General features: G+C 54.2%; 23 protein-coding genes. 4 read left to right on the top strand and 19 right to left on the bottom strand.

The features are described from left to right. From Q7C33_RS28790 to Q7C33_RS28710, 17 genes are all read right to left on the bottom strand, one after another. Positions 1-223: NAD(P)(+) transhydrogenase (Re/Si-specific) subunit beta (locus Q7C33_RS28790; protein ID WP_407684582.1), on the bottom strand; the 223-nt coding region annotated here is incomplete at its 3' end. Beyond that, positions 223-546 (bottom strand): NAD(P) transhydrogenase subunit alpha, encoded by a 324-nt coding sequence (locus Q7C33_RS28785; protein ID WP_003187010.1) that lies wholly within the window; start codon positions 544-546, stop codon positions 223-225. The genes Q7C33_RS28785 and Q7C33_RS28790, both read right to left, overlap by 1 nt. Before the next feature lie 15 nt (positions 547-561). After that, positions 562-1,683 (bottom strand): Re/Si-specific NAD(P)(+) transhydrogenase subunit alpha, encoded by a 1,122-nt coding sequence (locus Q7C33_RS28780; RefSeq protein WP_046061902.1) that lies wholly within the window; start codon positions 1,681-1,683, stop codon positions 562-564. 53 nt (positions 1,684-1,736) lie between these two features. Then, positions 1,737-2,816 (bottom strand): Gfo/Idh/MocA family protein, encoded by a 1,080-nt coding sequence (locus Q7C33_RS28775; RefSeq protein WP_046061903.1) that lies wholly within the window; start codon positions 2,814-2,816, stop codon positions 1,737-1,739. A 93-nt stretch (positions 2,817-2,909) separates the two neighbouring features. Then, on the bottom strand, positions 2,910-3,887 hold the full coding sequence (locus Q7C33_RS28770) for a Gfo/Idh/MocA family protein (protein WP_310360349.1): 978 nt from the start codon (positions 3,885-3,887) through the stop codon (positions 2,910-2,912). Positions 3,888-3,971: 84 nt separating this feature from the next. Further along, positions 3,972-5,135 carry a Gfo/Idh/MocA family protein gene (locus Q7C33_RS28765; protein WP_046062120.1) on the bottom strand — a complete coding sequence of 388 codons (1,164 nt, stop codon included), beginning with the start codon at positions 5,133-5,135 and terminating at the stop codon, positions 3,972-3,974. Between the two features lie 90 nt (positions 5,136-5,225). After that, complete coding sequence (locus Q7C33_RS28760; RefSeq protein ID WP_046061905.1) at positions 5,226-6,953, bottom strand: acetyl/propionyl/methylcrotonyl-CoA carboxylase subunit alpha; 1,728 nt, start codon at positions 6,951-6,953, stop codon at positions 5,226-5,228. Beyond that, positions 6,953-8,539: a 5-oxoprolinase/urea amidolyase family protein gene (locus tag Q7C33_RS28755; RefSeq protein WP_407684584.1), complete on the bottom strand. Its 1,587-nt coding sequence runs from the start codon at positions 8,537-8,539 to the stop codon at positions 6,953-6,955. The genes Q7C33_RS28760 and Q7C33_RS28755 overlap by 1 nt, the downstream gene beginning before the upstream one ends. Before the next feature lie 4 nt (positions 8,540-8,543). Next, entirely contained in the window at positions 8,544-9,329 is a 786-nt protein-coding gene (locus tag Q7C33_RS28750; RefSeq protein ID WP_046061906.1) for a LamB/YcsF family protein, read from the bottom strand. Between the two features lie 53 nt (positions 9,330-9,382). Further along, positions 9,383-9,676, bottom strand: coding sequence for a putative quinol monooxygenase (locus Q7C33_RS28745; protein WP_310360363.1), 294 nt, complete (start codon positions 9,674-9,676; stop codon positions 9,383-9,385). A 34-nt stretch (positions 9,677-9,710) separates the two neighbouring features. Beyond that, positions 9,711-10,160 (bottom strand): OsmC family protein, encoded by a 450-nt coding sequence (locus Q7C33_RS28740; RefSeq protein WP_407684581.1) that lies wholly within the window; start codon positions 10,158-10,160, stop codon positions 9,711-9,713. 45 nt (positions 10,161-10,205) lie between these two features. Continuing rightward, positions 10,206-11,009, bottom strand: coding sequence for a putative hydro-lyase (locus Q7C33_RS28735; RefSeq protein WP_310360369.1), 804 nt, complete (start codon positions 11,007-11,009; stop codon positions 10,206-10,208). Between the two features lie 38 nt (positions 11,010-11,047). After that, positions 11,048-11,461 carry a GlcG/HbpS family heme-binding protein gene (locus Q7C33_RS28730; protein WP_046061909.1) on the bottom strand — a complete coding sequence of 138 codons (414 nt, stop codon included), beginning with the start codon at positions 11,459-11,461 and terminating at the stop codon, positions 11,048-11,050. Positions 11,462-11,476: 15 nt separating this feature from the next. Then, entirely contained in the window at positions 11,477-12,286 is an 810-nt protein-coding gene (locus Q7C33_RS28725; protein ID WP_310360373.1) for an SDR family NAD(P)-dependent oxidoreductase, read from the bottom strand. A 25-nt stretch (positions 12,287-12,311) separates the two neighbouring features. Further along, the gene (locus Q7C33_RS28720; RefSeq protein ID WP_310360374.1) at positions 12,312-13,433 is read right to left on the bottom strand and encodes an acetoin dehydrogenase dihydrolipoyllysine-residue acetyltransferase subunit; all 1,122 of its coding nucleotides are present in this window, start codon (positions 13,431-13,433) and stop codon (positions 12,312-12,314) included. Positions 13,434-13,444: 11 nt separating this feature from the next. Then, positions 13,445-14,446 (bottom strand): alpha-ketoacid dehydrogenase subunit beta, encoded by a 1,002-nt coding sequence (locus tag Q7C33_RS28715; RefSeq protein ID WP_046061912.1) that lies wholly within the window; start codon positions 14,444-14,446, stop codon positions 13,445-13,447. An 11-nt stretch (positions 14,447-14,457) separates the two neighbouring features. Next, complete coding sequence (locus Q7C33_RS28710) at positions 14,458-15,429, bottom strand: thiamine pyrophosphate-dependent dehydrogenase E1 component subunit alpha (RefSeq protein ID WP_407684580.1); 972 nt, start codon at positions 15,427-15,429, stop codon at positions 14,458-14,460. A gap of 324 nt (positions 15,430-15,753) precedes the next feature. On the opposite strand from Q7C33_RS28710, the gene Q7C33_RS28705 reads away from it, so the two are divergent. Continuing rightward, positions 15,754-16,647, top strand: coding sequence for a LysR family transcriptional regulator (locus tag Q7C33_RS28705; RefSeq protein ID WP_217859841.1), 894 nt, complete (start codon positions 15,754-15,756; stop codon positions 16,645-16,647). Between the two features lie 66 nt (positions 16,648-16,713). On the opposite strand, the gene Q7C33_RS28700 is transcribed toward Q7C33_RS28705, so the two are convergent. Then, positions 16,714-18,180, bottom strand: coding sequence for an APC family permease (locus Q7C33_RS28700; protein ID WP_310360383.1), 1,467 nt, complete (start codon positions 18,178-18,180; stop codon positions 16,714-16,716). Positions 18,181-18,543: 363 nt separating this feature from the next. Further along, positions 18,544-19,446 carry a LysR family transcriptional regulator gene (locus Q7C33_RS28695; protein ID WP_046061916.1) on the bottom strand — a complete coding sequence of 301 codons (903 nt, stop codon included), beginning with the start codon at positions 19,444-19,446 and terminating at the stop codon, positions 18,544-18,546. Positions 19,447-19,558: 112 nt separating this feature from the next. Between Q7C33_RS28695 and gcl the strand changes: the two genes are divergently transcribed. The 3 genes from gcl to Q7C33_RS28680 form a co-directional block, all read left to right on the top strand. Next, a complete protein-coding gene (gene gcl, locus Q7C33_RS28690; RefSeq protein ID WP_310360389.1) occupies positions 19,559-21,334 on the top strand; it encodes a glyoxylate carboligase in 1,776 nt (591 codons plus the stop codon). 46 nt (positions 21,335-21,380) lie between these two features. Continuing rightward, entirely contained in the window at positions 21,381-22,163 is a 783-nt protein-coding gene (hyi, locus tag Q7C33_RS28685) for a hydroxypyruvate isomerase (RefSeq protein ID WP_310360391.1), read from the top strand. A gap of 71 nt (positions 22,164-22,234) precedes the next feature. Continuing rightward, positions 22,235-22,359: NAD(P)-binding domain-containing protein (locus Q7C33_RS28680; protein WP_407684583.1), on the top strand; the 125-nt coding region annotated here is incomplete at its 3' end.

Below are 22,359 nucleotides of genomic sequence, written 5' to 3'. Positions count from 1 at the left end.
CGCCGATCAGCAGGCCGACAATGACGTAGCCGATGCCGGCGGTGGCTAGCTCGGCACCGAGCTTATAGATGAGGCCCACAGTGGTGAGCACCGCCAGCGCCATGCCGAGCATGCCGAACAGGTTGCCGCGGCGGGAGGTGGTCGGGTGCGAAAGGCCTTTGAGGGCCTGGATGAAGCAGATCGACGCGATCAGGTAGAGCGTCGTTACCAGGTTCATGCTCATTACTTGGGCGCCTCTTCTTTTACGGCTTTCGGGGCTTTTTTCTTGAACATCTCGAGCATGCGGCGCGTTACCAGGAAGCCACCGAACACGTTCACCGCGGCCAGGGCCACGGCGAGGGTGCCCATGGTCTTGCCCAGAGGCGTTACGGTCAGCGCGGCGGCGAGCATGGCGCCGACGATCACGATGGCCGAAATGGCGTTGGTCACCGCCATCAACGGCGTGTGCAGTGCGGGTGTTACGTTCCAGACCACGTGGTAACCGACATAAATCGCCAGCACGAAGATGATCAGGTTGTAGATACCGGGGGAGATAAGCTCTTCCATTGTCTGAATCCCTGCTTAGGCGTTTTTGCGGATGACTTGGCCGTCGCGGCACATCAAGCACGCGGCGACGATGTCATCTTCCAGGTTCACGTCGAACTGACCTTCCTTGGTGAAGACCAGCTTCAGGAAGTCCAGCAGGTTACGGGCGTACAGCGCCGAGGCGTCGGCCGCGACTTCGCCTGCCAGGTTGGTCGGGCCGACGATGGTGACGCCGTTCTCGACAACCACTTGATCAGCCACGGTCAGCGGGCAGTTGCCACCCTGGGCCGCTGCGAGGTCGATGACCACAGAGCCGGGTTTCATCTGCGCGACGGTTTCAGCACTTAGCAGCGTCGGTGCCTTGCGGCCTGGAATCAACGCGGTGGTGATGACAATGTCAGCCTGCTTGGCGCGCTCGTGCACGGCCTGGGCCTGACGTTGCATCCAACTGGCCGGCATGGGCCGGGCGTAGCCACCGACACCGACAGCGCATTCACGCTCTTCGTCAGTCTCGTAAGGCACGTCGACGAATTTGGCGCCGAGGGATTCGATCTGTTCCTTCACCGCAGGACGAACATCCGAAGCCTCGATCACTGCACCCAGGCGCTTGGCTGTGGCAATCGCCTGCAAACCCGCCACGCCCGCGCCAAGAATCAGCACGCGCGCCGCTTTCACGGTGCCCGCAGCGGTCATCAGCATTGGCATGAAGCGCGGATAATAATGCGCGGCCAGCAGCACGGCCTTGTAGCCGGCAATGTTCGCTTGAGACGACAGCACATCCAGGCTCTGGGCGCGGGAGGTACGTGGCGCAGCCTCAAGGGCGAAAGCGGTGATGCCACGTTCGGCCAGCTTGGCGATGGTTTCGTTGTTGAACGGATTGAGCATGCCCACCAGCACGGTGCCGCTCTTGATCAGCGTCAGCTCGCTGTCGCTCGGGGCAACCACCTTGAGGATCAGTTCGGCGCCGAATGCATCACTGGCGCTGCCAATGGTTGCACCCACCGCCTCATAGGCACTGTCGATAACGCTGGCCTTGATACCGGCGCCGCTTTGGACGGTGACTTTATGGCCTTGGCCGATCAATTTCTTGATGGTTTCCGGGGTAGCAGCCACCCGCGTTTCACCGGTCTGGGTTTCGAGGGGAACACCAATGTGCAAGAAAGTTACTCCTTGTTGTTATAAGAATTGGGAAGCCCAACGTGGCTAGTGCTTCAGCGAACGTCCACTTTCGGAGGTAGGGACGCAGGTTCAATCATTCGTACCGAAGCGTGGCTAGGGCCATTTCGGTAAACCTGTGGCTCCAGAGACACAGGCAGACCTGTTGAAACCGATCGCTCTATGGCAATCAAGACACGGAGATCGGCCATCCCCTCTTCTCCATCGTCTATCGGTCTAGAACCGCTGACGATGCACTGGGAGAAATAGGCGATCTGGCCTGCAAAATGGTCGTAGTGCGCAAATTCGATTCGCTTCGAATCTGCAGAGCTCTCAATCTCCATAGCCATCGGCTCTTCGAAGCGGAACCCTGGCTCCATGCTTATCGTTCCCTGGGTGCCTACAACTCGATAGACATCGAGCGGATGCGCAGCAAAACTGCAATAGAACTGCCCCAGACGATTACCTGGGAAGCGTAGCGTCACCGCAATCGAATCGTATATTTCTCTGAAACGCTGGTCATTCTCATCTCTGGAGATAACAGCCAGTACTTCGATTGGCTCGGCAGCAAATACGTGGCGAGCCGCATTGATGCAATAGATACCAATGTCCTGAAGCGGCCCACCCCAATACTCCGCGCGTAAGCGATGATTATCTGGAACGGATTGAAAACTGAAGGTCGCGGAAAAAAAACGAGGGTCGCCAATAGCACCTGAACGAATCGACTTAAGTGCTTCAACAGTGCCGATGTCGTGATGCAAACGGTAACTGGTCATCAATAGAGCGCCGGTCTGCTGCGCAGACCTGATCATGGCCTCGGCATCCGCCAGTGATGTGGCGATCGGCTTTTCCACCATGACATGTTTGCCATGCCTCAACGCACTGATCGCAAACGAGGCGTGCATGGGATTAGGTACGGCAATGTAGACAGCGTCGATAAGATCGCTGCACAGCAGTGCGTCATAATTCTCATACGGTACTACTGTGTCGATACCATATTGTTCCGCGATTTTTCTCGCTTTCTCGGTGTCGCCAGTAACAAGTGCCGTGACAACGGAATTACCGGTTAGCGTTGACGCCGGCAGGAATGCTTTTTGAGAAATCCAACCCAGCCCTACTACTGCATATCTAATCATCTTTACCTCACGATTCCTAACGAAGCTCTGCCGCTAAACTGCGAGAGAAATGGCAGGTGGCATGAAATAACAATATTCCGTCCAAAACCACTTTCACGAATAGAATGAAGGGCACGCCGGTAGAGAAAGATGAATTAATGGTGATACGTTATTATCAGCGATAATCTGTTCGGCTACGGCTGTCGTAATATAACCATCCCAAGCATTTGCGCCGGCATTGGGTTTGCCCGTCTGAATTGTCTTAATCCACGCCTTCGTCTGCTCCTTGTAGGCCTCAAGGAACCTTGGCACCCAATAGGACGGATAAGACAATGCTCTCTGTCCCGCCTTATGAATAACTTTCGAAGGCATGGACGACAAAGAAACAACACCCTGTTCGCCAACGATTTCCGCATGAACGTGATAGCCATACTGGCAGTTCATGTTGACTTCAGTGGTAATGATGACACCACCGTTGGTACACGCTTCAATAACAAGCGGATCGCCTTTTCTTGTCGTGGTGATTCTTATGGTCGAAAGTTCGGTGTTGAGCAGCCAGCGAGTAATATCGATCTCGTGCACAAATGCGTTGGAAATAGACATTGAACCGGTCATCCACTCAGGGGCTACCGGGTTGCGATGAATATTATGGACGATCAGCGGCTCACCAATTTCCCCACTGTCGAAGCTGTGCTTGAGCATCTGATAGGCGGGATCGAACCTGCGCATATAGCCAACTTGCACTAAGCGCCGGCTTTTGGACATCTCCAACTCAACGATAGCCAACGCCTGCTGCGCAGTCATCGCCAACGGTTTCTCGCACAACACTGGCTTGCCCACCTCTAGGCAGGCCATAACCAGTTCTGCATGAGTCGAATCAGGCGAGGCAATTAATACCGCATCAATATTATTTGACCGAATCATTTCCAAGGGATCTGAATAGGTCAGCGAACCGCAAGCTGCAGCATCGGCTTTTTGAGGGTCCGCATCACAGACGCCCGCGAGCTTCGCCCCTGGAGTATCCTCTCGCAGGATCCTCGCGTGCTCGCTTCCCATCACTCCCGCACCCACCAACCCAACTGCAATGCTCATCGTCCATCTCCTAAGAACTTGCTACGTGCGTCGTTGGATGTCACGAGATGGGTGTGAACGCTCGCACCCATCTCGAATGCGGTTTTATGCAGTCGGTTGTTCGATCTCTTCCCAGTTGCCACTTACGCCCGAGTTCAAGATCGCTTCAGCGATGCGTTCAATCTGCAAACCATCGTCGAAGTTAGGCGATGCAGGCGCTTTTTCCGCAATGGCTTTGAGAAAGTTGTACCACTCGATGGATTTCACATCGATGTAGCCCTGGCCCATGCCGGCCACCGGCCACAGCTTGTCGCCAAACGGCTGATGCGGACCCGAATAGATAGTACGGAAGCCGAAGGTGTCAGCCGGATCATCAGCGAAAGCCACGCGCAGTTCATTCAAACGCTGGTAATCGAATGCAATTGAACCCTTGGTACCATGGATCTCGAAGCCCAGCTGGTTGTGATGGCCCCAAGCATTTCGGGTCACCTCGATGGTGCCGTAGACGCCATTAGTGAAGTGAATCATGGTCAGTGCTGCGTCATCGACATCCACCTGACCCTTTTCGGAAGACGCCTGACCAGCTGGGCCGAAGAAGCGCCCAGCAGGCAGAGGACGCTCAGCGATAAAGGTTTTCACGATAGAGTTTACAGAAGCGAATTCACCGACCAACAAACGCGCAGCATCGATCACATGAGTACCGATATCGCCCAGCGTGCCTGAACCCGCCTTGGCTTTGTTAAAACGCCACGACAGCGGAGTTGATGGATCGGCGCCCCAATCCTGAAGGTAATACCCGCGGAAGCTGAGGATCTTACCGATCCGGCCTTCATCAATCAGCTTCTTGGCCATTTGGATGGCAGGAGTATGGCGATAGTTATAGGACACCATGGTCACGACGCCGGTCTTCTGCGCAGCTGCTTGCATTTTTTCGGCATCAGCGACGGTCATGGCCATCGGTTTTTCGCACATGACGTGCTTACCGGCCAGTGCGGCTGCAATAGCGATTTCAGCGTGAGTATCATTAGGCGTACAAATATCGACAATATCGATATCAGGACGATTGACCACATCGCGCCAGTCGGTGGTGTATTCTGCAAAACCATATTGTTTCGCAGCATCACGGGCCAGTTCCTCATCGATATCTACGATGATTTTGCGCTCGATCTCTACAGGTGCGCCAAATAAAATCGGAACTACAGCAGTCGCAATGGAATGCGCCTTACCCATAAATCCGGTGCCGATAAGTGCTACATTGTATTTCTTCACGATCAACACTCCCTCCAGCCTGGATTGGCTGTTAACAAAGTCGGGTATTTAGAGTTTTCACTGAACTTCAACAACAAACCGCATAGCAATTCATGGCGATCTCAATAAAGAGCAAATGGCCGCCAGAGGCTGACCTATTGAGACCATCGTTCCCGCCGAAACCTTCTGTGTAATGACGCCATCGCTCGCTGCAACAACCAACGTTTCCATTTTCATCGCTTCGATTAGCGCGACTCCATCACCCTTTCTTACAGTCGCACCGTCATCAACCAGCCACTGTTGTAAAGTGCCAGGAATCGGCGCAGTAACATCACCCTCAGCGCCCGCAGCGGGTGACGTACCCGATGAAGTAGGAACGGGCACTCCGCTGAACAATGAAGAGGGAATACCCAACTCGTGCCGTTTGCCGTCTATTTCGATGAAGCACCGATGCAAGTCGGAATTTACTGCCTCGATTCGTGGGCTCGGCGGCACACCGTTGAATTCGGTTTCAATCCAGTTGGTGTAAACGCCGAATTCAGCATCGCCATTGAAACAGGCTTCTTCCAATACCGCCCGATGAAATGGCAGCACCGACGCAACACCCTCAATGGTGAATTCTTTTAGCGCACGACGCGCACGAGCAATTGCTTGCTCGCGCGTAGACCCCGTGATGATCAGCTTAGCCATCATTGAGTCGTAAAGGCCGGGAATAACGGAGCCCGTCTCAACTCCCGATTCGACGCGAACCCCCGGCCCGGACGGAGCACGGAACAGTTTGATTCGCCCCGGCGTCGGCAAGAACCCCCTCCCCGGGTCTTCAGCATTGATACGAAACTCAAAAGCGTGGCCCCTTAATTCTGGCGCCTTGGTAATCGACAATGGCAACCCGTCAGCGATGCGCAACTGTTCAACAACGATGTCTATGCCCGTGGTCTCTTCGGTGACAGGATGTTCGACCTGCAACCGAGTATTCACTTCAAGAAATGAGATTGTTCCATTCCGCGATAAAAGAAATTCGACCGTGCCTGCGCCGGTGTAGCCGGCATGCGCACAGATCGCCCGGGCCGCCTCATGAATTCGATGACTCTGATCAGTAGTGATGAATGGCGCAGGCGCTTCCTCTACCAACTTCTGATTACGACGCTGGAGAGAACAATCGCGTGTCCCTAGAACTACTGTATTGCCGTGCTGATCGGCGATGACTTGCGCTTCGATATGTCGTGGGCGCTCAAGAAATTGTTCGGCATAGCATTCGCCACGGCCAAATGCTTCTACGGCCTCACGCACCGCGGAATTGAACAGGTCGCCCACCTCTTCCAGCTTGTGAGCAACCTTCATTCCGCGACCGCCGCCGCCAAACGCAGCTTTAATCGCCAACGGCAAACCCGCTTCCTTGGCGAAGGCTATGGCTTCTGCGGCATTCGCCAAAGGACCTGGAGTACCTTTGACCAGTGGAGCACCGACGGCTTGTGCAATACGTCGGGCTTCGACCTTGTCCCCCAGTGACATAATCACCGAAGGCGAAGGTCCGACCCAGATCAATCCCGCGTCGATTACGGCCTGTGCGAACTCGGCGCGCTCAGAGAGAAATCCATAGCCTGGATGAACGGCATCAGCGCCGGCACGCTTGGCAATGTCAATGATCTTGGAAATATTTAGGTAGGTGTCGCCCGGCTTGCCCGGACCCAGCCCATAGGCCTCTTGTGCAAGCTGGACGTGCAACGACTCAGCATCAGCGTCGGAATAGATGGCCACCGACTCGACACCATAATCCCGAGCGGCACGCATGACACGGATAGCGATTTCACCGCGGTTAGCGATCAATAATTTTTTCATTATTCTTGTTCCTTAGCGATAACCTGGAAATCCACTATTGGGTTGAAGTGAATCTTGCAGCCAATAGGGATCTGCGCAGCCAGACTCAGGTGATGCGAAGCCACCACAGCTATTACCGGATAGCCGCCCGTAAGCGGGTGATCGGTTAGAAACAACACGGGCTGACCGCTTGCTGGAACCTGGATTGAGCCAGCACAGGTGCCTTCGGAAGGCAGTTCATCTTGCCGGGCACGAACCAGCGCTTGCGCCCCCTGCAGGCGTATACCTACACGACTCGATTCGGCAGTGGCCGTCCACGGCTGGCTGAAGAAGATCGAAACGGATTCTGACGTGAACCAATCAGTACGAGGCCCCATCACAACGTCAATGGTAATAAGGTCGCTTCCACAAGGGAGCGATGTACCAGCTAGAGGATATGGGTAGATCGAAACACAAGTCTCGTTGGCAGGCAGCAGGATGTCTCCTGCTTTGATTGGTGCTGGTCCCAATTTAGCCAGTGTGTCGGTGGACCTTGATCCCAACACTCTATCCACGTCAAACCCACCCCGTATTGCCAGGTAGCTACGTACGCCTGAGAGCGGCACACCAAGGGTCAAAAGGTCACCAGCATCAAGAGCAAAAGCGACACCTGGGGAGACTTCTACGGTGCGTCCATGTGCAGACCCAATGCGAATGGGTACATCAGCGCCGGTCACGGCACAAGTTACAGGCTCGCCTGCCTTCAGGGAGAACCCGCCATAAGTGATTTCGACCGCGACTGAGTCAAGCACATTACCCAGTAACTCATTCGCAGTACGCAGAGCAGCAAGGTCGGCGGCGCCTGATTCGGAGACGCCCTGATTACCTAAGCCTGGTCGTCCTGCATCTTGATAGAGGGCCGGACGATCCGTGGAAATAATTTGCAAACCGACGGAGCCTTTGGGTCGCGGTTTAGAAAATGCCTGCGCCGCAGCTTCTGCGGAAATGCAATCTCCTTTCCTGACCTCGCGAAAGCGAACCCGATCACCCGGCGCCAGCAATGCGGCGCGCTCACGGTTCAAATCCCACATCATAGAGGGAGTCGTGCCAAGCAACTGCCAGCCGCCCGGACTGTCTGTGGGGTAAACACCGCAAAATGGTCCTGCAACCGCAACAGAGCCGGCAGGAATTCGCACTCGCGGGCTATTCCGACGCGGTACATCCAACTGATCGTCGTCACAGGTCATGTAAGCAAAACCTGGCGCGAATCCAGTAAAAGCGACGGTGAACGTGGCGGCGCTGTGGCGGCGTATCAGTTCCTCCACAGTCCAGCCCAGGTGAGACGCTACAAATTCCAAGTCTTCGCCATCATAAATGACCGGAATTTCGATCAACTGCCCTACAGACTGGGCTCGGCGATCCAACTCAACGCCACTGATCAACCTGACCAGGTCGTCATGGCTTATGACCAGTGGATCGAAACGAACAAGTAACGTCCGGGCGCCGGGAATTATCTCCTCTATCCCCTCGAAAACCGCAGCAACAATAGCCTCGAACATTGCCAGAGTAGTGTCTAAATCTGGCAACTCAATCAGCACTCCTGTACATCCGGCTCGCCGGAACTGCAGGAAATCACTCACGCCCACCTCCGTTCACTCCAGGAATGAAACTGGCGATATGAACGCCATTGGCAATGAACGCTTCTTTCAACACACGGGCCGTCGCAACAGAAGTCGCATTGTCTCCGTGGATGCAGATCGAGTCGGCTTCAATAGTAATTTCTACGCCGTCAATTGACTCAATCACTCGGTCCTTTACGAGTCGCAGCATGCGTTTTGCGATCACTTCCGGATCGTGAATTACGGCACCTGGGAGTCGCCGGTTCACCAACGAGCCGTCGGCGCTGTAAGCCCGATCGGCGAATGCCTCGCAGACCACTCGAAGTCCTGCTTGACGTGCCTGTTGAACAATCGGCGCCCCTGCCAACGCCAGCAAGGTAAGCTCAGGATCGATTGCCTTGATCGCTGCAATTACATCCGAAGCCTGTCGAGCATCGTTGGCGATTGTGTTGTAAAGCGCACCATGGGGTTTCACGTAGTGGATGGAAGTGCCCGCCGCTTTGGCTAAACCTTGAAGCGCACCAATCTGGTAAATCACATCCCCAATCAGCTCGGCGCTAGAAGGCTCCATTGCCCGGCGACCGAAGCCGACGAGATCACGGTAGCCTACATGGGCTCCAATGACGACACGGCGAGACATTGCCTCCCTAATTACAGACAAGATGCCTGCTGGGTCTCCTGCGTGGAATCCGCAGGCGATGTTGGCACTGGATACCAGATCCAGCATCGCTGAATCATCACCCATCGGCCATGGGCCGAAGCTCTCACCAAGGTCGCTGTTGAGGTCGATACTAACCATATTGTTTATGTCTCAACATTAGTCATAAAACACGGGCACCTATTCGCAGCAACTTAAGAAACGCGCGTGTATTTCGTCAGGGTCGACGCCTTGATCAAATGGCCATATTTCTCACCGAAGGCCTTCGAAAAATCGCTGCTCGAATGCAGTTGCAACGCTGCCTCGTCATCCCAAATTTCGTAGAACAGAAACTCACCTGCATTTTCATTGGAGACATGCAGGTCATACTGCACGAACCCCTTCTCGGTCTTGGCGACTGGTACCAGCGTCTGCAGCGCCGCCTTTAGCTCAACCTCTTTACCCGGCTGAGCTGTAACCGTTGCAACCACAACCAACTTATTGCTCATACGTCACCTCTTCACTTTATTAATCACTATCGATTTAACCGACTCGCACCGAAACTTTGGTTTTGATCGAGTTGGCAATAAAACATCCTTTGTGCACGCGATGATGTAGTCGCTCAAGAGCGCGCGCATCAGGTTGCTTGTCCGAGCTGAACTGGACCTTTGGATTGAGGGTGATTTCCGATACCCAAAAACCACCTTCATCGCACTTGTCGACCATGCCCACTGCGTTATCCGTATAGGTACTGACGACGTATCCCTGACCTTCTGCGAGTGCAAGGAAATACAACATATGGCAACTCGCGAGGGCACTGACCAAGAGTTGCTCGGGATCGGCTTTCTCCGCCGAACCCAAGTAGCCCACAGCCGCCGAGGCCATAATCTTCACCTCTGGGCTGACGTGAACTATCAGGTCGCGACTATAGGTTTCCGGCTTGGTCGCGTGCGCCGCAGCATTCCACTCCAGATCCACAACATGCTCAGACATTCAGCCTCCTTGAACTTAGTTTCTGTGAATGCACAAAACTGAATATCAAGCCACTGACAACTCGTTAGCATCAGCGGGTAAATCGGTCACCAACATGTAACCAGGCTCGTGGGTAATGGCGATGTCCACATTAGCCTGTTGGATAGCCATTTGCGGGGTGACTCCACATGCCCAAAAGCCGAGAATGTCACCTTCCTGAATAATCGGAACGTCACCGAAGTCAGGCTGATAGATGTCTTTGATACCGATTTCTTCAGGATTACCAATGTGCACCGGGGCACCGTGCGCGAGTGGGAAACGCGATGACAGCAAAATAGCTTGAACCAAATCGCTTGGGCTAAAGGCTCGCATGGATACGACCATGTTCCCTTTGAACGGCCCGTTCTGCACCGTTGGTAAATTCGTCTTGTACATGGGGACGTTGCGCTTGGCCGTGATATGCCTGATCTCAATACCCGCATTCAAAATCGCGTTTTCGAATGAGAAGGAGCAGCCGAGCGCGAAGATGACGAGATCATCTCTCCAGATACTCAACAGGTTATCCACCGTGTCGATATGAACCCCCTGCCGATATACACGATAACGTGCCACATCAGTCCTGATGTCGATGTCGCCCGCCAAAGGTAAAGAAGGGTCTCCAGGCCTTCCCATGGCTACCAGCGGGCAGCTCTTGGGATTCTTGTCACAAAACCCTTTGAAATCAGCTGCATATTGAGCTGGCAAAATCATTAGGTTTGCCTGCATGTAGCCGTCAGCGTAACCGCTCGTTGGGCCACGTAACTGCCCGTCCCGAATCATTTGACGGACTTCCTGCGCTGACTTCGTTTGCATCGCTTTAATCGGTTCCATCGACTGTCACCTGCTCGGCAGTATCAAGGTATGCATATCTATTTTTCTTGGATTGCCGAAACGATCACATTTGCAATCGCTTCGTCGGCCTCTACAGGGCCGCCGGAAACACCCACACCACCGATGACTGAGTCGCCGTCAAAGACTGGAAATCCACCGCCGAACACCACAAACGGACGAGAGCATGAACGTTCAAGCCCGTACAACGCAGCTCCCGGCTGTACAACATCCATCCATGCAGCCGTGGGCTGTCGAAATGCTGCAGCCGTATAGGCTTTGTTCTGTGCAATTTCAATGGTGCCAAATGCAGCATCGTCCACACGGATCGAGGCGATTAGATGACCTCCTTCGTCGACCACCGAGAGCGTTGAGCGCTGATTCAGCTCTTTCGCTTTTCGTATGCCAGCAGTCAAACCAAGAAGTGCTGTCTCATGCGTAATTTTTTTCGCCATGACACCTACCTCATATCAGTTATAAGCGCCGCCACACACATTGATTGCCTGTGCGGTGACGTAAGAGGATTCGTCGGACGCCAGATATACAAATAGGGGCGCCACCTCATTTGGGGTCGCTTGACGTCCCAATGGAATGTTCGCTTGAACGACCGAATCCTGTTTGCTCTTACCGCCCATAAAGTCGATGATTGGCTGATTGAACGGCGTATCAATCCATCCTGGGCATACGGCGTTAACCCGCACGCCGTCTTTAGCCAACTCAATGGCCAGCGAATTAGTAAGCCCAATAATTGCTGCCTTTGATGCAGAATAACAACTCAGACCTGGCCCTCCTCGTTTGCCAGCCAACGAAGACATCAATACGACAGATGAATTTGTTGCTTCGCGCAAATAAGGCAAGGATTCTTGAATAAATACGAAATTAGCCCTCACGTTGATGGCAAATACTTTATCCCAAGCTTCCATAGCAAAATCTTCAATATTACCGGATAACTGAACGCCGGCATTCAGACATAAAGTATTTATACCACCAAGCCAACCTGCGGCGTTATTTACAACTTCGCGGATTTCGCTCTCGCGCGAAAGGTCCGCCCGGAAAAATCTAACTGATCTTGGGTGACGGCTTTGTACTTCCATGCCGCGTTTTTCGTCAATATCAACCACCGCTACAGTGGCGCCTTCGGCAACAAAAGAGTCCAGGATCGCCAATCCTATGTTGGCAACTCCCCCCGTCAAAAGGACGCACTTACCCTTCAATCGATTGGCCATTTTATCCGCCCATACGAAAATTACATATTCAAGTTTTTCTGGCGTCTCCAACATCTAGGCGCCAGATCAGAAGTAAGCGTTACTTTGCTTTTGCGATATTTTCAACAAGCAGCCGATTAACCTCTGCGGTCGATTCCATTTGAGGCATATGGCCTACGCTCGGCAGTATATTAAGTATGACGTTTTGTGGAACTTCAGATTCCGTTGGCATTGGCACAATCTCGTCGCGCTCACCCCAAATCAGCAGCACGGGACCACTGAACTTACTCAACGTCGCCGTAATCGATTGCACTTGCCCTTGTTCGTTGGCAATTACGTCTTTAATTGCTCCGAGGGCCGCAGGAACACCTTCCAGTCGCTTGAACTGGAGGGTCGCCTCGACCATGTCATTGCTAATTTTCGACGGATCGGCGAACAGTCGCTCCAATACTTCCTTCAGCGGACGGCGTCGCTCAGCGGTGACGAAATCATCAAGGAATAGTTTATTAATGGAGGTACTCAGGCCAATAGGCGCTAGAAGGCTAAGCGACGCGACAGCTTCGCCCTTGCGCTCAGTCAAGGCAGCAGCAACAGCCCCGCCGAAGGAATGTGCTACTAGATGGAGCTTGCCTTTAGCCAGGCTATCGATCGCTTTCTCGACCGCGTCGGTCAAGGAACCCAGCACATCCCCCCCGCTAATGGGCGTCGATGCGCCATGACCGGGAAGATCCAACGCCAATACGCGAAAATCTTTGGCGAGCGCGTCCTGGTTGAACATCCACGTGGACAGATCACCACCAAAACCGTGAAGCAAAACCACCGTGTTTTCGCTTTCGGGCCCGATGACCAATGCGTTGATGACCGTACCGTCGCCGACATCGATTTTCTTTGCCGCAACTGCGCCAGACTCTTCGTCAGCATCCTGCTTGATCGAGCTCGCAAACTGAGCAATGAAAGCATCAATGTCTTCATCAGTGGCGCTGTCGTCTGCGACAACAGCCACCAATGCGCCTACCGGGGCGGTATCTCCCTCGGGCACCACAATCCTGCGCAATGTGCCGCTGACTGGAGACTCCACCGCATTGGTAGTCTTGGTCGACTCGACCTCCATAATTTCTTGACCGCGCTCGATCCGATCACCGACCGCTACCATCCACTCAGCCAACAACCCTTCGGTCATGGTCATTCCCCACTTGGGAATGGTGATTGCTTCGATAGACATAGACCCAACCTCTAAATGATGGACTTGACCGCTTTGATCACAGCGTCGGCATTAGGAACATAGGCATCTTCCAAGTTCGGCGCGTAAGGGACCGGCGAGTGAGGAGCCGTTACCATCTTGATAGGCGCCTTCAGGGCGTGGAAACATTTGTCGGCAAGCAGGGCCGAGATATCCGCCGCCATGCCACAGCGCGGATTAGCCTCATCGATGATGACGACGCGGCCGATCTCTTCGGTGAACTCCAGCAGAGTGTCTTCATCTAGCGGCGAGGTGGTCCGAGGGTCAATCACACAAGCAGACACACCTTCCGATGCGAGTTTGCGAGCAGCTTCTTCAGCGACTTGAACCATTCTGCCAAAGGCAATTAACAGCACGTCATTCCCATCGCGAACTACCCGGGCCTCACCAAACGGGACGGTGTAAGCGCCATCCGGCACTTCACCAACCATGTCGTAAAGCATTTTGTGCTCCAGGAAAATAACCGGATCATCATCGCGGATCGCCTGCAACAAAAGCCCTTTGGCATCGTAAGGGTTCGATGGAATCACCACTTTCAAACCGGGGAAGTGCGTGAACACTGGATAGAAGGCCTGGGTATGTTGAGCTGCCGAACGGGTGCCCGCCCCAAACGTTGCCCGAATCACCAGAGGGGTACGTGCGTGACCACCAAACATGTACCGAAACTTCGCGATCTGATTGACGATTTGATCGAGACACACACCTGCAAAGTCTACAAACATCAGCTCGGCAATCGGACGCATGCCGGTGAGCGCAGCACCCGCAGCCGCACCAACGAATGCTGTTTCGCTGATCGGTGTATCGCGCACTCGTTCCGGACCGAAAGCCCCCAATAGCCCGCGCGTTACGCCAAAAGGACCGCCCCACGCGTCTTTAACACCATTGGCACCGGCACCACCGGTCAGATCCTCGCCCATCATGATTACTTTCGGATCGCGTGCCATTTCCAAGTGAAGGGCATCGTTGAGAGCCTGACGATAAGAAATTTTAGCCATTACGAAGCTCCTTACAGGTACTTGACGTAGACGTCAGAGGTGAGTGCCGAAAGCGGAGGAAGCGGCGCGGCGCGAGCAGCAGAAACTGCTTCATTCACTGCTTGCTCGATCTCCTCATCGATGGCTTGCAGTGCATCCTGTAGGGACTGCGATTCGACCGCGGCACGGAACTTGGTCAGGCAATCTTGTTCGAGGCGCATGGCTTTCTTTTCTTCGGGGGTGCGGTAACTGTCCGGATCACCACTGTAGTGGCCGTAATAACGAGGGACATGAACATGAATCAGACTCGGACCGCCACCATTACGGGCACGCTCAATCGCCTCACCGGCGACGCTATAGACCTTGAACAGATCAGTGCCATCTACTTCTGTGGCAGGGATACCGTAACCAGCAGCTCGCCCGGTAAAAGTACCGGCCGACACGAATTCATTTGCGGTCGCTTCGCCAAAACCATTGTCTTCAATGACGAACACCATTGGGAGCATCCAGATTTTTGCCAAGTTGAGGCTCTCTGCCATGGCTCCCTCGTTCATCGCACCGTCGCCGGCGAATGCTATGGCAACATGCTTGGTCCCCGTTAGCTTGGCAGTCAGCGCTGCGCCACAGGTGATCGGTGCACCACCCGCAACAATGCCGTTGGCACCGAGCATCCCTTTGCGCAGATCGGCAATATGTTGCGAACCGCCTTTACCACCACAAGTGCCAGTGGCCTTGCCGAAAATTTCAGCCATCATACCGACGATGTCACAGCCCTTTGCAATACAGTGGCCGTGTCCACGGTGGGTGGAAGAGATATAGTCCTCGTCAGACAAATGCATGCACACGCCCACCGCACTTGCTTCCTGACCAGCGTACAAGTGCGTGTTCCCAGGGATATCACCGGTCCCCATCTCAATCATGATGCGCTCTTCGAAAACGCGGATGGTCTGCATGGCCCGATAGGCTTCGAGCAACCGTTCACGTGATAAATGTTGCGAGAACATTCCACTTCTCCTCATTCGAACTTTGCTTTCGGATTTTTTGTAAGTAGCAAATAGAGCTTTGGCCTACACCATACACTCGACATCAGCTTCCCATGGACGCGGCGGGAACCAAAACCTGTGAACCCATCGTCGCGCGCAGCACTGATAAGGTCCAATTGTGATTGCGGATTGCTTGAGATAACGTCCGCTTATCAAATCATTCGACTTTTCCGCTTGAGTGGGAGATCTTGAAAAAAGATTCACCATTTAGTTTGCTGCGGTAACCTGTCTAGGACGCCATCTGGCGAGACAACAAGCTGACGAACCATGATAGAGAGACACTGAATGATCGACTTGAGAAGCCTTCAGACGTTTTATGCGGTCGCTCAACAAGGAGGATTTCACAAGGCGGCGGAAAAGCTTCACACCTCTCAGCCAGCGGTGTCAGCGCGTATCGCGCAGCTCGAGCGCCATCTGAAATGCCGGCTTCTGGAGCGAGACAAACGAGGATGTTTTCTTACGCCCCAGGGTCGGGAATTGCTGACCTATGCGGAACGGATGTTTGCGCTTGAAAACGAGATGATCGAGGCAGTTGCCGGTCATGGAGGGCTTCGAGGCACCGTAAGCTTAGGCGCCTCTGACACCATCGTGCACGCATGGCTTTCCGATCTGCTCAAGCATTTAAACCGTGAGTATCCCGAGATAACTCTAGAGATAGTGGTGGACAGCACAACCAACATGACGGCGGGCCTGGCAGACTTTAGCCTCGATGTTGCGCTGCTGATGGGCCCTGTGAACATAGGCAATGCGGAAAATCTACCGCTGTGCCAATACCCGATCACTTGGATCAAATCTAAAGAGCTAGATATCGGTACCGACACCCCCAGCCTGGCAGTATTAGCTGAATTCCCGATCATTACCTATGCCCGAGTCACCCGACCTTATTGGCAACTCAAGGAAATGTTTGAACGAGAGAATTTGCACCGAACAAAAATTTTCGCCAACTCCTCCCTGTCATCAATCGTGCGCATGACACTCGACGGCATTGGTATCGCTGCTATTCCTCAGCACGTCGTTGCTGAAGAAATCGCAAGTGGAAAACTTGAAATCGTCAATACGCCACATGAAATGCCGGTCATGTCATTTACAGCGAGCTTTATCGAGCGGCCCGATATGCCACTAAACCGTATCGTCGCTCAGCTCGCACAGAAGGTTGCCGCCGATTACTGGCGCATCTGAAAGCAGTGAATGCTGAAATGAGAAACGGGGCCAAGGCCCCGTTTCTCATTTCAACGCTTCCCAATGTTAAGAGTGGTGAGCACGCCCCAATCGCGCGAATACTTCTGGGCGCTTGAACTTGTAAAACTGAGCTAGCCCCATGCCGGCAAACAGAACTCCAATCAGGCAATACAGCATCCAACGCCGCTCGCCCGGCTCACCGCCTACCAGCAAGTGGAAGTGGTAAGCCACTAAACCGACCAGCGAGACGAAGAAAATCGTGGATATTGCCGGAGCCAGGAATGCTTTGAGAAAACTTGCGCCCTCTTGCTTGCCACGACGTACGTACCAAGTCAAAGCGGACAGGTTGACGATAGTCATCAGGATGATGACCCCGGAGGTCCCTAATCCAGAGAGCTGACCATACAAAAATTCTGGCCGCACATTCATCACGATGAACGGGATCAGAATGGCCAGCACCATGAGCGACACCGCCATGGACGCTGCGAACGGGGACGAGTGTCGAGTATGGATGTTACTGAAAAAGCGTGGGATAGCACCGTCTGTTCCCAGATTAAATAGATAGCGCGAGAGAACGTTGTGCGTCGACAGACTCGCAGCAAATGCCGAGCTCAGCACCAAGATAGTGATGATTACTTGGACACGGTTATCGACGAAAAGACCGAAAGCATTGGGGAACATAGTCGCAGGACTGTCGGTCGCCACAGCCTGCGCAGTGTGACCGTACGCCATGATCATCGCATACGCGCAAAGCGTGTAAAGAATCCCAATGAAGATGATCGAGCCGTAGGTAGCACGAGGTATGGTGATATCCGGATTTTTGCATTCGTCACGAAACAGTGCCGTCGCCTCGAACCCCATGAAGAAAGAGACCGCAAACAACATTGCGAAGGGAATATTCACCCCTTCTTTCGTCAACTCTCCCGGTGTGAACGGAGCACCGGCGGCGAGCTCTCCATTGCCGCCTGCCTGGAGCACACCAAAAGCGAACGCGAGGCAAATGACAATTTCAGTCAGCATCACCCAGAAGAGCACCTTGGCCGAAAGCTCCACATGCAAATAACCAAGAATACCAACAGCAGCCCAGCATCCCAAAGTAAATACGTACCAGGGCAACGCGGTACCGGTTAGGCTTTTTTGCAGTTCGGCACAAGAAACGCCGAAATAGGAAGTGACGCCCGCCAGCAGCATGAAATAGGACAAGGCTGCGGCGATGCCAGAACCCAAGCCTGCCGATTTGCCCAAGCCATAGCTGATGAAGGCGTAGAAATCACCCGGTCGCTTGACCGCGTTATTCAAAGTCACGTAACCGATACCGAACAGCAACATCATTATACCGACGATTATAAAGAGCAACGGCGATGCGATACCACCGAACATCAGAGAAACAGGGATATACCCTGCCACTGTCGTCAAAGGCGCCGAAAATGCCAGAACCGTCATGGCTAAACTGAGCGCACCCATACTCCCTGATAGCTTGATCGGCGCACTCTTGACACTCGCCACGCTTTCAGCCTCTAAACTAACTGCCATTTCCTTTCTCCTTCGAATTGTATGCGTACAACTAACGTAATAGACAGATTCAAGTATTACGGTCGGCTATACGCCACTTTTTTTGTTGTAGGGATACTCGGCTTAATGCACACAACTCTGAATGTCCGTTCTTCCTTTCGTTTCTCAGAACGTTCGTTCAGGATCCTTCCGACATCGTATGGAGCGTGCTCATCGCGCTGTGGCAATCGTTGCTCTCGGCATCGATAACGTCAAATTCTTATTGCCGATTGAATCTGATCACAAAAATTTATCACTCCGTACAGGTGCTGTGCTGGAGCGGCGGAGCTACCCTTCGGGGGGAATTCGTCGTTAAGTTAACTAAAACGTCCCTTTCAGAGCGAATCATTGCCAATAGCCAGGTCGCTGGTAAATCGCTTTTAGAAAATCGATAAAGTGCCGTACCTTGGCAGGCAAATAACGCTGCTGCGGATATACTGCCTGGATGTCATAATTGGGAAGGGCGAAGTCATTCAGTACCGTAACGAGCTCCCCACTCATGAGCTCTCTCTGGATTTCCCACGTGGATCGCCAGCCAATTCCGACTCCTTGGCGCATCCATGCAAACAGTAGCTCCCCATCATTGCAGGCTAGATTCCCGCCGACGCGTACGGCCACAGGTCTGCCGTCTTGCTGAAAGGTCCATCCTCGCTGCTGACCGCCTTGGGAAGTAAACGCAAGACAGTTGTGCTCAGCTAACGCATCTAGTGTTGTCGGCGTTCCATGCGCTTCGAAGTACGCAGGCGTCCCGCACACGACCCGCCGATTAGAAAACAATTTGATGGCGACGTAGTTTGGATCTGTCACCGGACCGATCCGAATGCTCATGTCATATCCCTCCCCCACCAAATCCACCAGGCTGTCAGTGAGATTGAAAGACAGCTTCAAGTGCGGGAATTGCCGGTGAAAAGCCAAAGCATGTGGCGCAACGTGCAAGCGTCCAAACCCAGCCGGCGCGGACAAAAGCAGGTTTCCAGTAACCCGTTTCGCACTGCTGCTGATGTCTGCCTCTATATCATCAAATTCCCGTATCAGCGACCTCGCTCTCTCAAGCAACTGCTCACCCAATTCGGTCAGGTGCAGCCCACGGGTGGAACGATGCATCAATTTCACACCCAGACGCCTCTCAAGAGAATCCAGCCTCCGCCCCAACATGGCAGGCGTTACTCCCTCGCTGAGCGCCGCGGCTGCAAAGCTGCCCTTTTGAGCAATTTGAATGAAGCTGTGGAGTTCTGTGTAACGAGCCATTCGATACCTTTTATATCGACAGAAAGCATTATTTGGGGGTTCATCGCCTTAAAAAGCTAATCCAAACTGCAGACCTCTACAAAAGATATGGGTTCGGCCCTAGGACTACACCATGGCAAAAATAAGAGCAATAGATGCAGCCGTTTTGGTGATGCGCCGTGAAGGTGTGGACACCGCTTTCGGCATCCCGGGTGCCGCGATCAACCCGCTGTACTCCGCTTTGCAGAGAAACGGTGGTATTGATCACGTCCTCGCTCGTCACGTGGAAGGCGCTTCGCACATGGCGGAGGGTTATACCCGCGCCAAGGCCGGCAACATTGGCGTGTGCATCGGCACCTCCGGCCCTGCTGGGACCGACATGGTCACTGGCCTTTACAGCGCGTCGGCCGACTCAATTCCGATCCTCTGCATCACTGGGCAAGCCCCCCGCGCTCGTATGCACAAGGAAGACTTCCAGGCCGTCGACATCACCGCCATCGTCAAACCAGTGACTAAATGGGCGACCACCGTCATGGAGCCAGGTCAGGTGCCGTACGCGTTTCAAAAAGCCTTCTATGAAATGCGCTCCGGTCGCCCTGGACCAGTCCTGATAGACCTGCCGTTTGACGTGCAGGTGGCCGAAATCGAATTTGACATCGACGCCTATCAGCCGCTGCCCCTGGCCAAGCCAGCCGCCAACCGGGTGCAGATCGAGAAGGCCTTGGCGATGCTGAATCAGGCTGAGCGCCCATTGCTGGTAGCTGGAGGCGGCATCATCAACGCCGATGCCAGCAAACTCCTAGTGGAGTTTGCCGAACTGACCGGCATCCCGGTGATTCCGACCTTGATGGGCTGGGGCACCATACCGGACGATCACCCGCTGATGGTCGGTATGGTCGGCTTGCAGACGTCCCATCGCTACGGTAACGCGACGATGCTCAAATCCGACTTGGTGTTGGGTATCGGTAATCGTTGGGCCAATCGCCATACCGGCTCGGTGGATGTCTACACCGAAGGCCGCACGTTCATCCACGTCGACATCGAGGGCACACAGATCGGCCGCGTGTTTACGCCTGACCTGGGCATCGTTTCCGACGCGGCCTTGGCCCTTACCGTATTCATCGAAGTGGCTCGTGAGTGGCAAGCCGATGGCAAGCTGAAGGATCGCATTGCCTGGCTCCAGGATTGCCAGCAACGCAAAGCCAACCTGCAGCGCAAGACCCACTTCGACAACGTGCCGGTGAAGCCGCAGCGTGTCTACGAGGAAATGAACCAAGTGTTCGGCAAGGACACCTGCTATGTCAGCACCATCGGTCTGTCGCAGATCGCCGGGGCACAGTTCCTTCATGTTTACAAACCACGCCACTGGATCAACTGCGGCCAAGCGGGTCCTTTGGGCTGGACGATTCCGGCCGCGCTGGGGGTGGTCAAGGCCGACCCGAGCCGCAAGGTCGTGGCGCTGTCGGGCGACTATGACTTCCAGTTCATGATCGAAGAGCTGGCGGTGGGTGCGCAGTTCAAGCTGCCTTACATCCATGTCGTGGTGAACAATTCCTACCTGGGCTTGATTCGCCAGGCACAGCGCGGTTTCGACATGGATTACTGCGTGCAGCTATCGTTCGACAACCTCAACGCCCCGGAACTCAACGGTTATGGCGTAGACCACATCGCTGTGGCCGAGGGCCTTGGCTGCAAGGCTATACGTGTGTTCGAACCGTCTGAAATTGCCCCTGCTCTTCGCAAAGCCGAGTGGATGATCGAAGAGTTCAAAGTTCCGGTGGTCGTCGAGATTATTCTGGAGCGAGTGACCAACATTTCCATGGGCACCGAGATCAACGCCGTCAATGAATTCGAAGAATTGGCGCTGGTCGGCAACGATGCACCGACGGCCACTTCATTGCTGGACTAACAATTGATTGCTCCCACGGGGGCTTGCAAATTTATGGGAGACCATCATGCCGCGTTTCGCCGCGAACCTGTCCATGCTGTTTACCGAGCAGGACTTCCTCGCCCGTTTCGAAGCAGCCGCCAAGGCCGGTTTCAGTGGTGTCGAGTACCTGTTCCCTTACGACTACAGCCCTGCCGAACTCAAGACCCTGCTCAATGCCAATGGCCTGACCCAGGTGCTGTTCAACCTGCCGGCCGGCGACTGGGCTAAAGGCGAGCGCGGCATTGCCTGCCTGCCGGACCGGGTTGAGGAATTCTGCGCCGGGGTCGACCGGGCGATCGCCTATGCCAAGGTGCTGGGCAATACCCAGGTCAATTGCCTGGCCGGGATTCGTCCGCAAAACTGTGATGAGGCAGTTTTAGAACAAACCTTCGTTGCCAACCTGAGGTACGCCGCCGAAAAGCTACAAGGCGAAGGCATTAAGCTGGTGATGGAAGCCATTAATACCCATGATATTCCGGGTTTCTACCTGAACAACACCGTCCAGGCCCTGGCGATCCGTGAGCAGGTGGGCAGCGCCAATCTGTTCCTGCAATACGACATCTATCACATGCAAATCATGGAAGGCGACCTGGCCCGAACACTGTCGGCGCACCTGGGCGAGATCAACCACGTGCAACTGGCGGACAACCCGGGCCGCAACGAGCCAGGCACGGGCGAGATCAACTACCGCTTCCTGTTCGAACACCTGGACCGCATCGGCTACCAGGGGTGGGTCGGTTGCGAATACAAGCCATTGACCACCACTGAAGCCGGCCTGGGCTGGCTGAAGACCCATAACGCGATCTGACCCGACTCGCTCCCACAGGAAAGCAGTCCCTCATTTGCCTGAAGCAGCGATAACAACAAGAGGATTTTCTCATGGCTAAAATCGGATTCATCGGCACCGGCATCATGGGCCACCCAATGGCACTGAACCTGCAAAAAGCCGGTCACAGCCTGTTCCTGTCCCAGCACCACGACCCGGCCCCGGCCGACCTGCTGGC

The organism is Pseudomonas sp. BP11-1-1 (genome assembly GCF_052112105.1).
Taxonomy (GTDB): domain Bacteria; phylum Pseudomonadota; class Gammaproteobacteria; order Pseudomonadales; family Pseudomonadaceae; genus Aquipseudomonas; species Aquipseudomonas alvandae.
The sequence above is the reverse complement of the archived record's forward strand: the minus strand, read 5'-3'. Positions and strand labels throughout refer to the sequence as shown.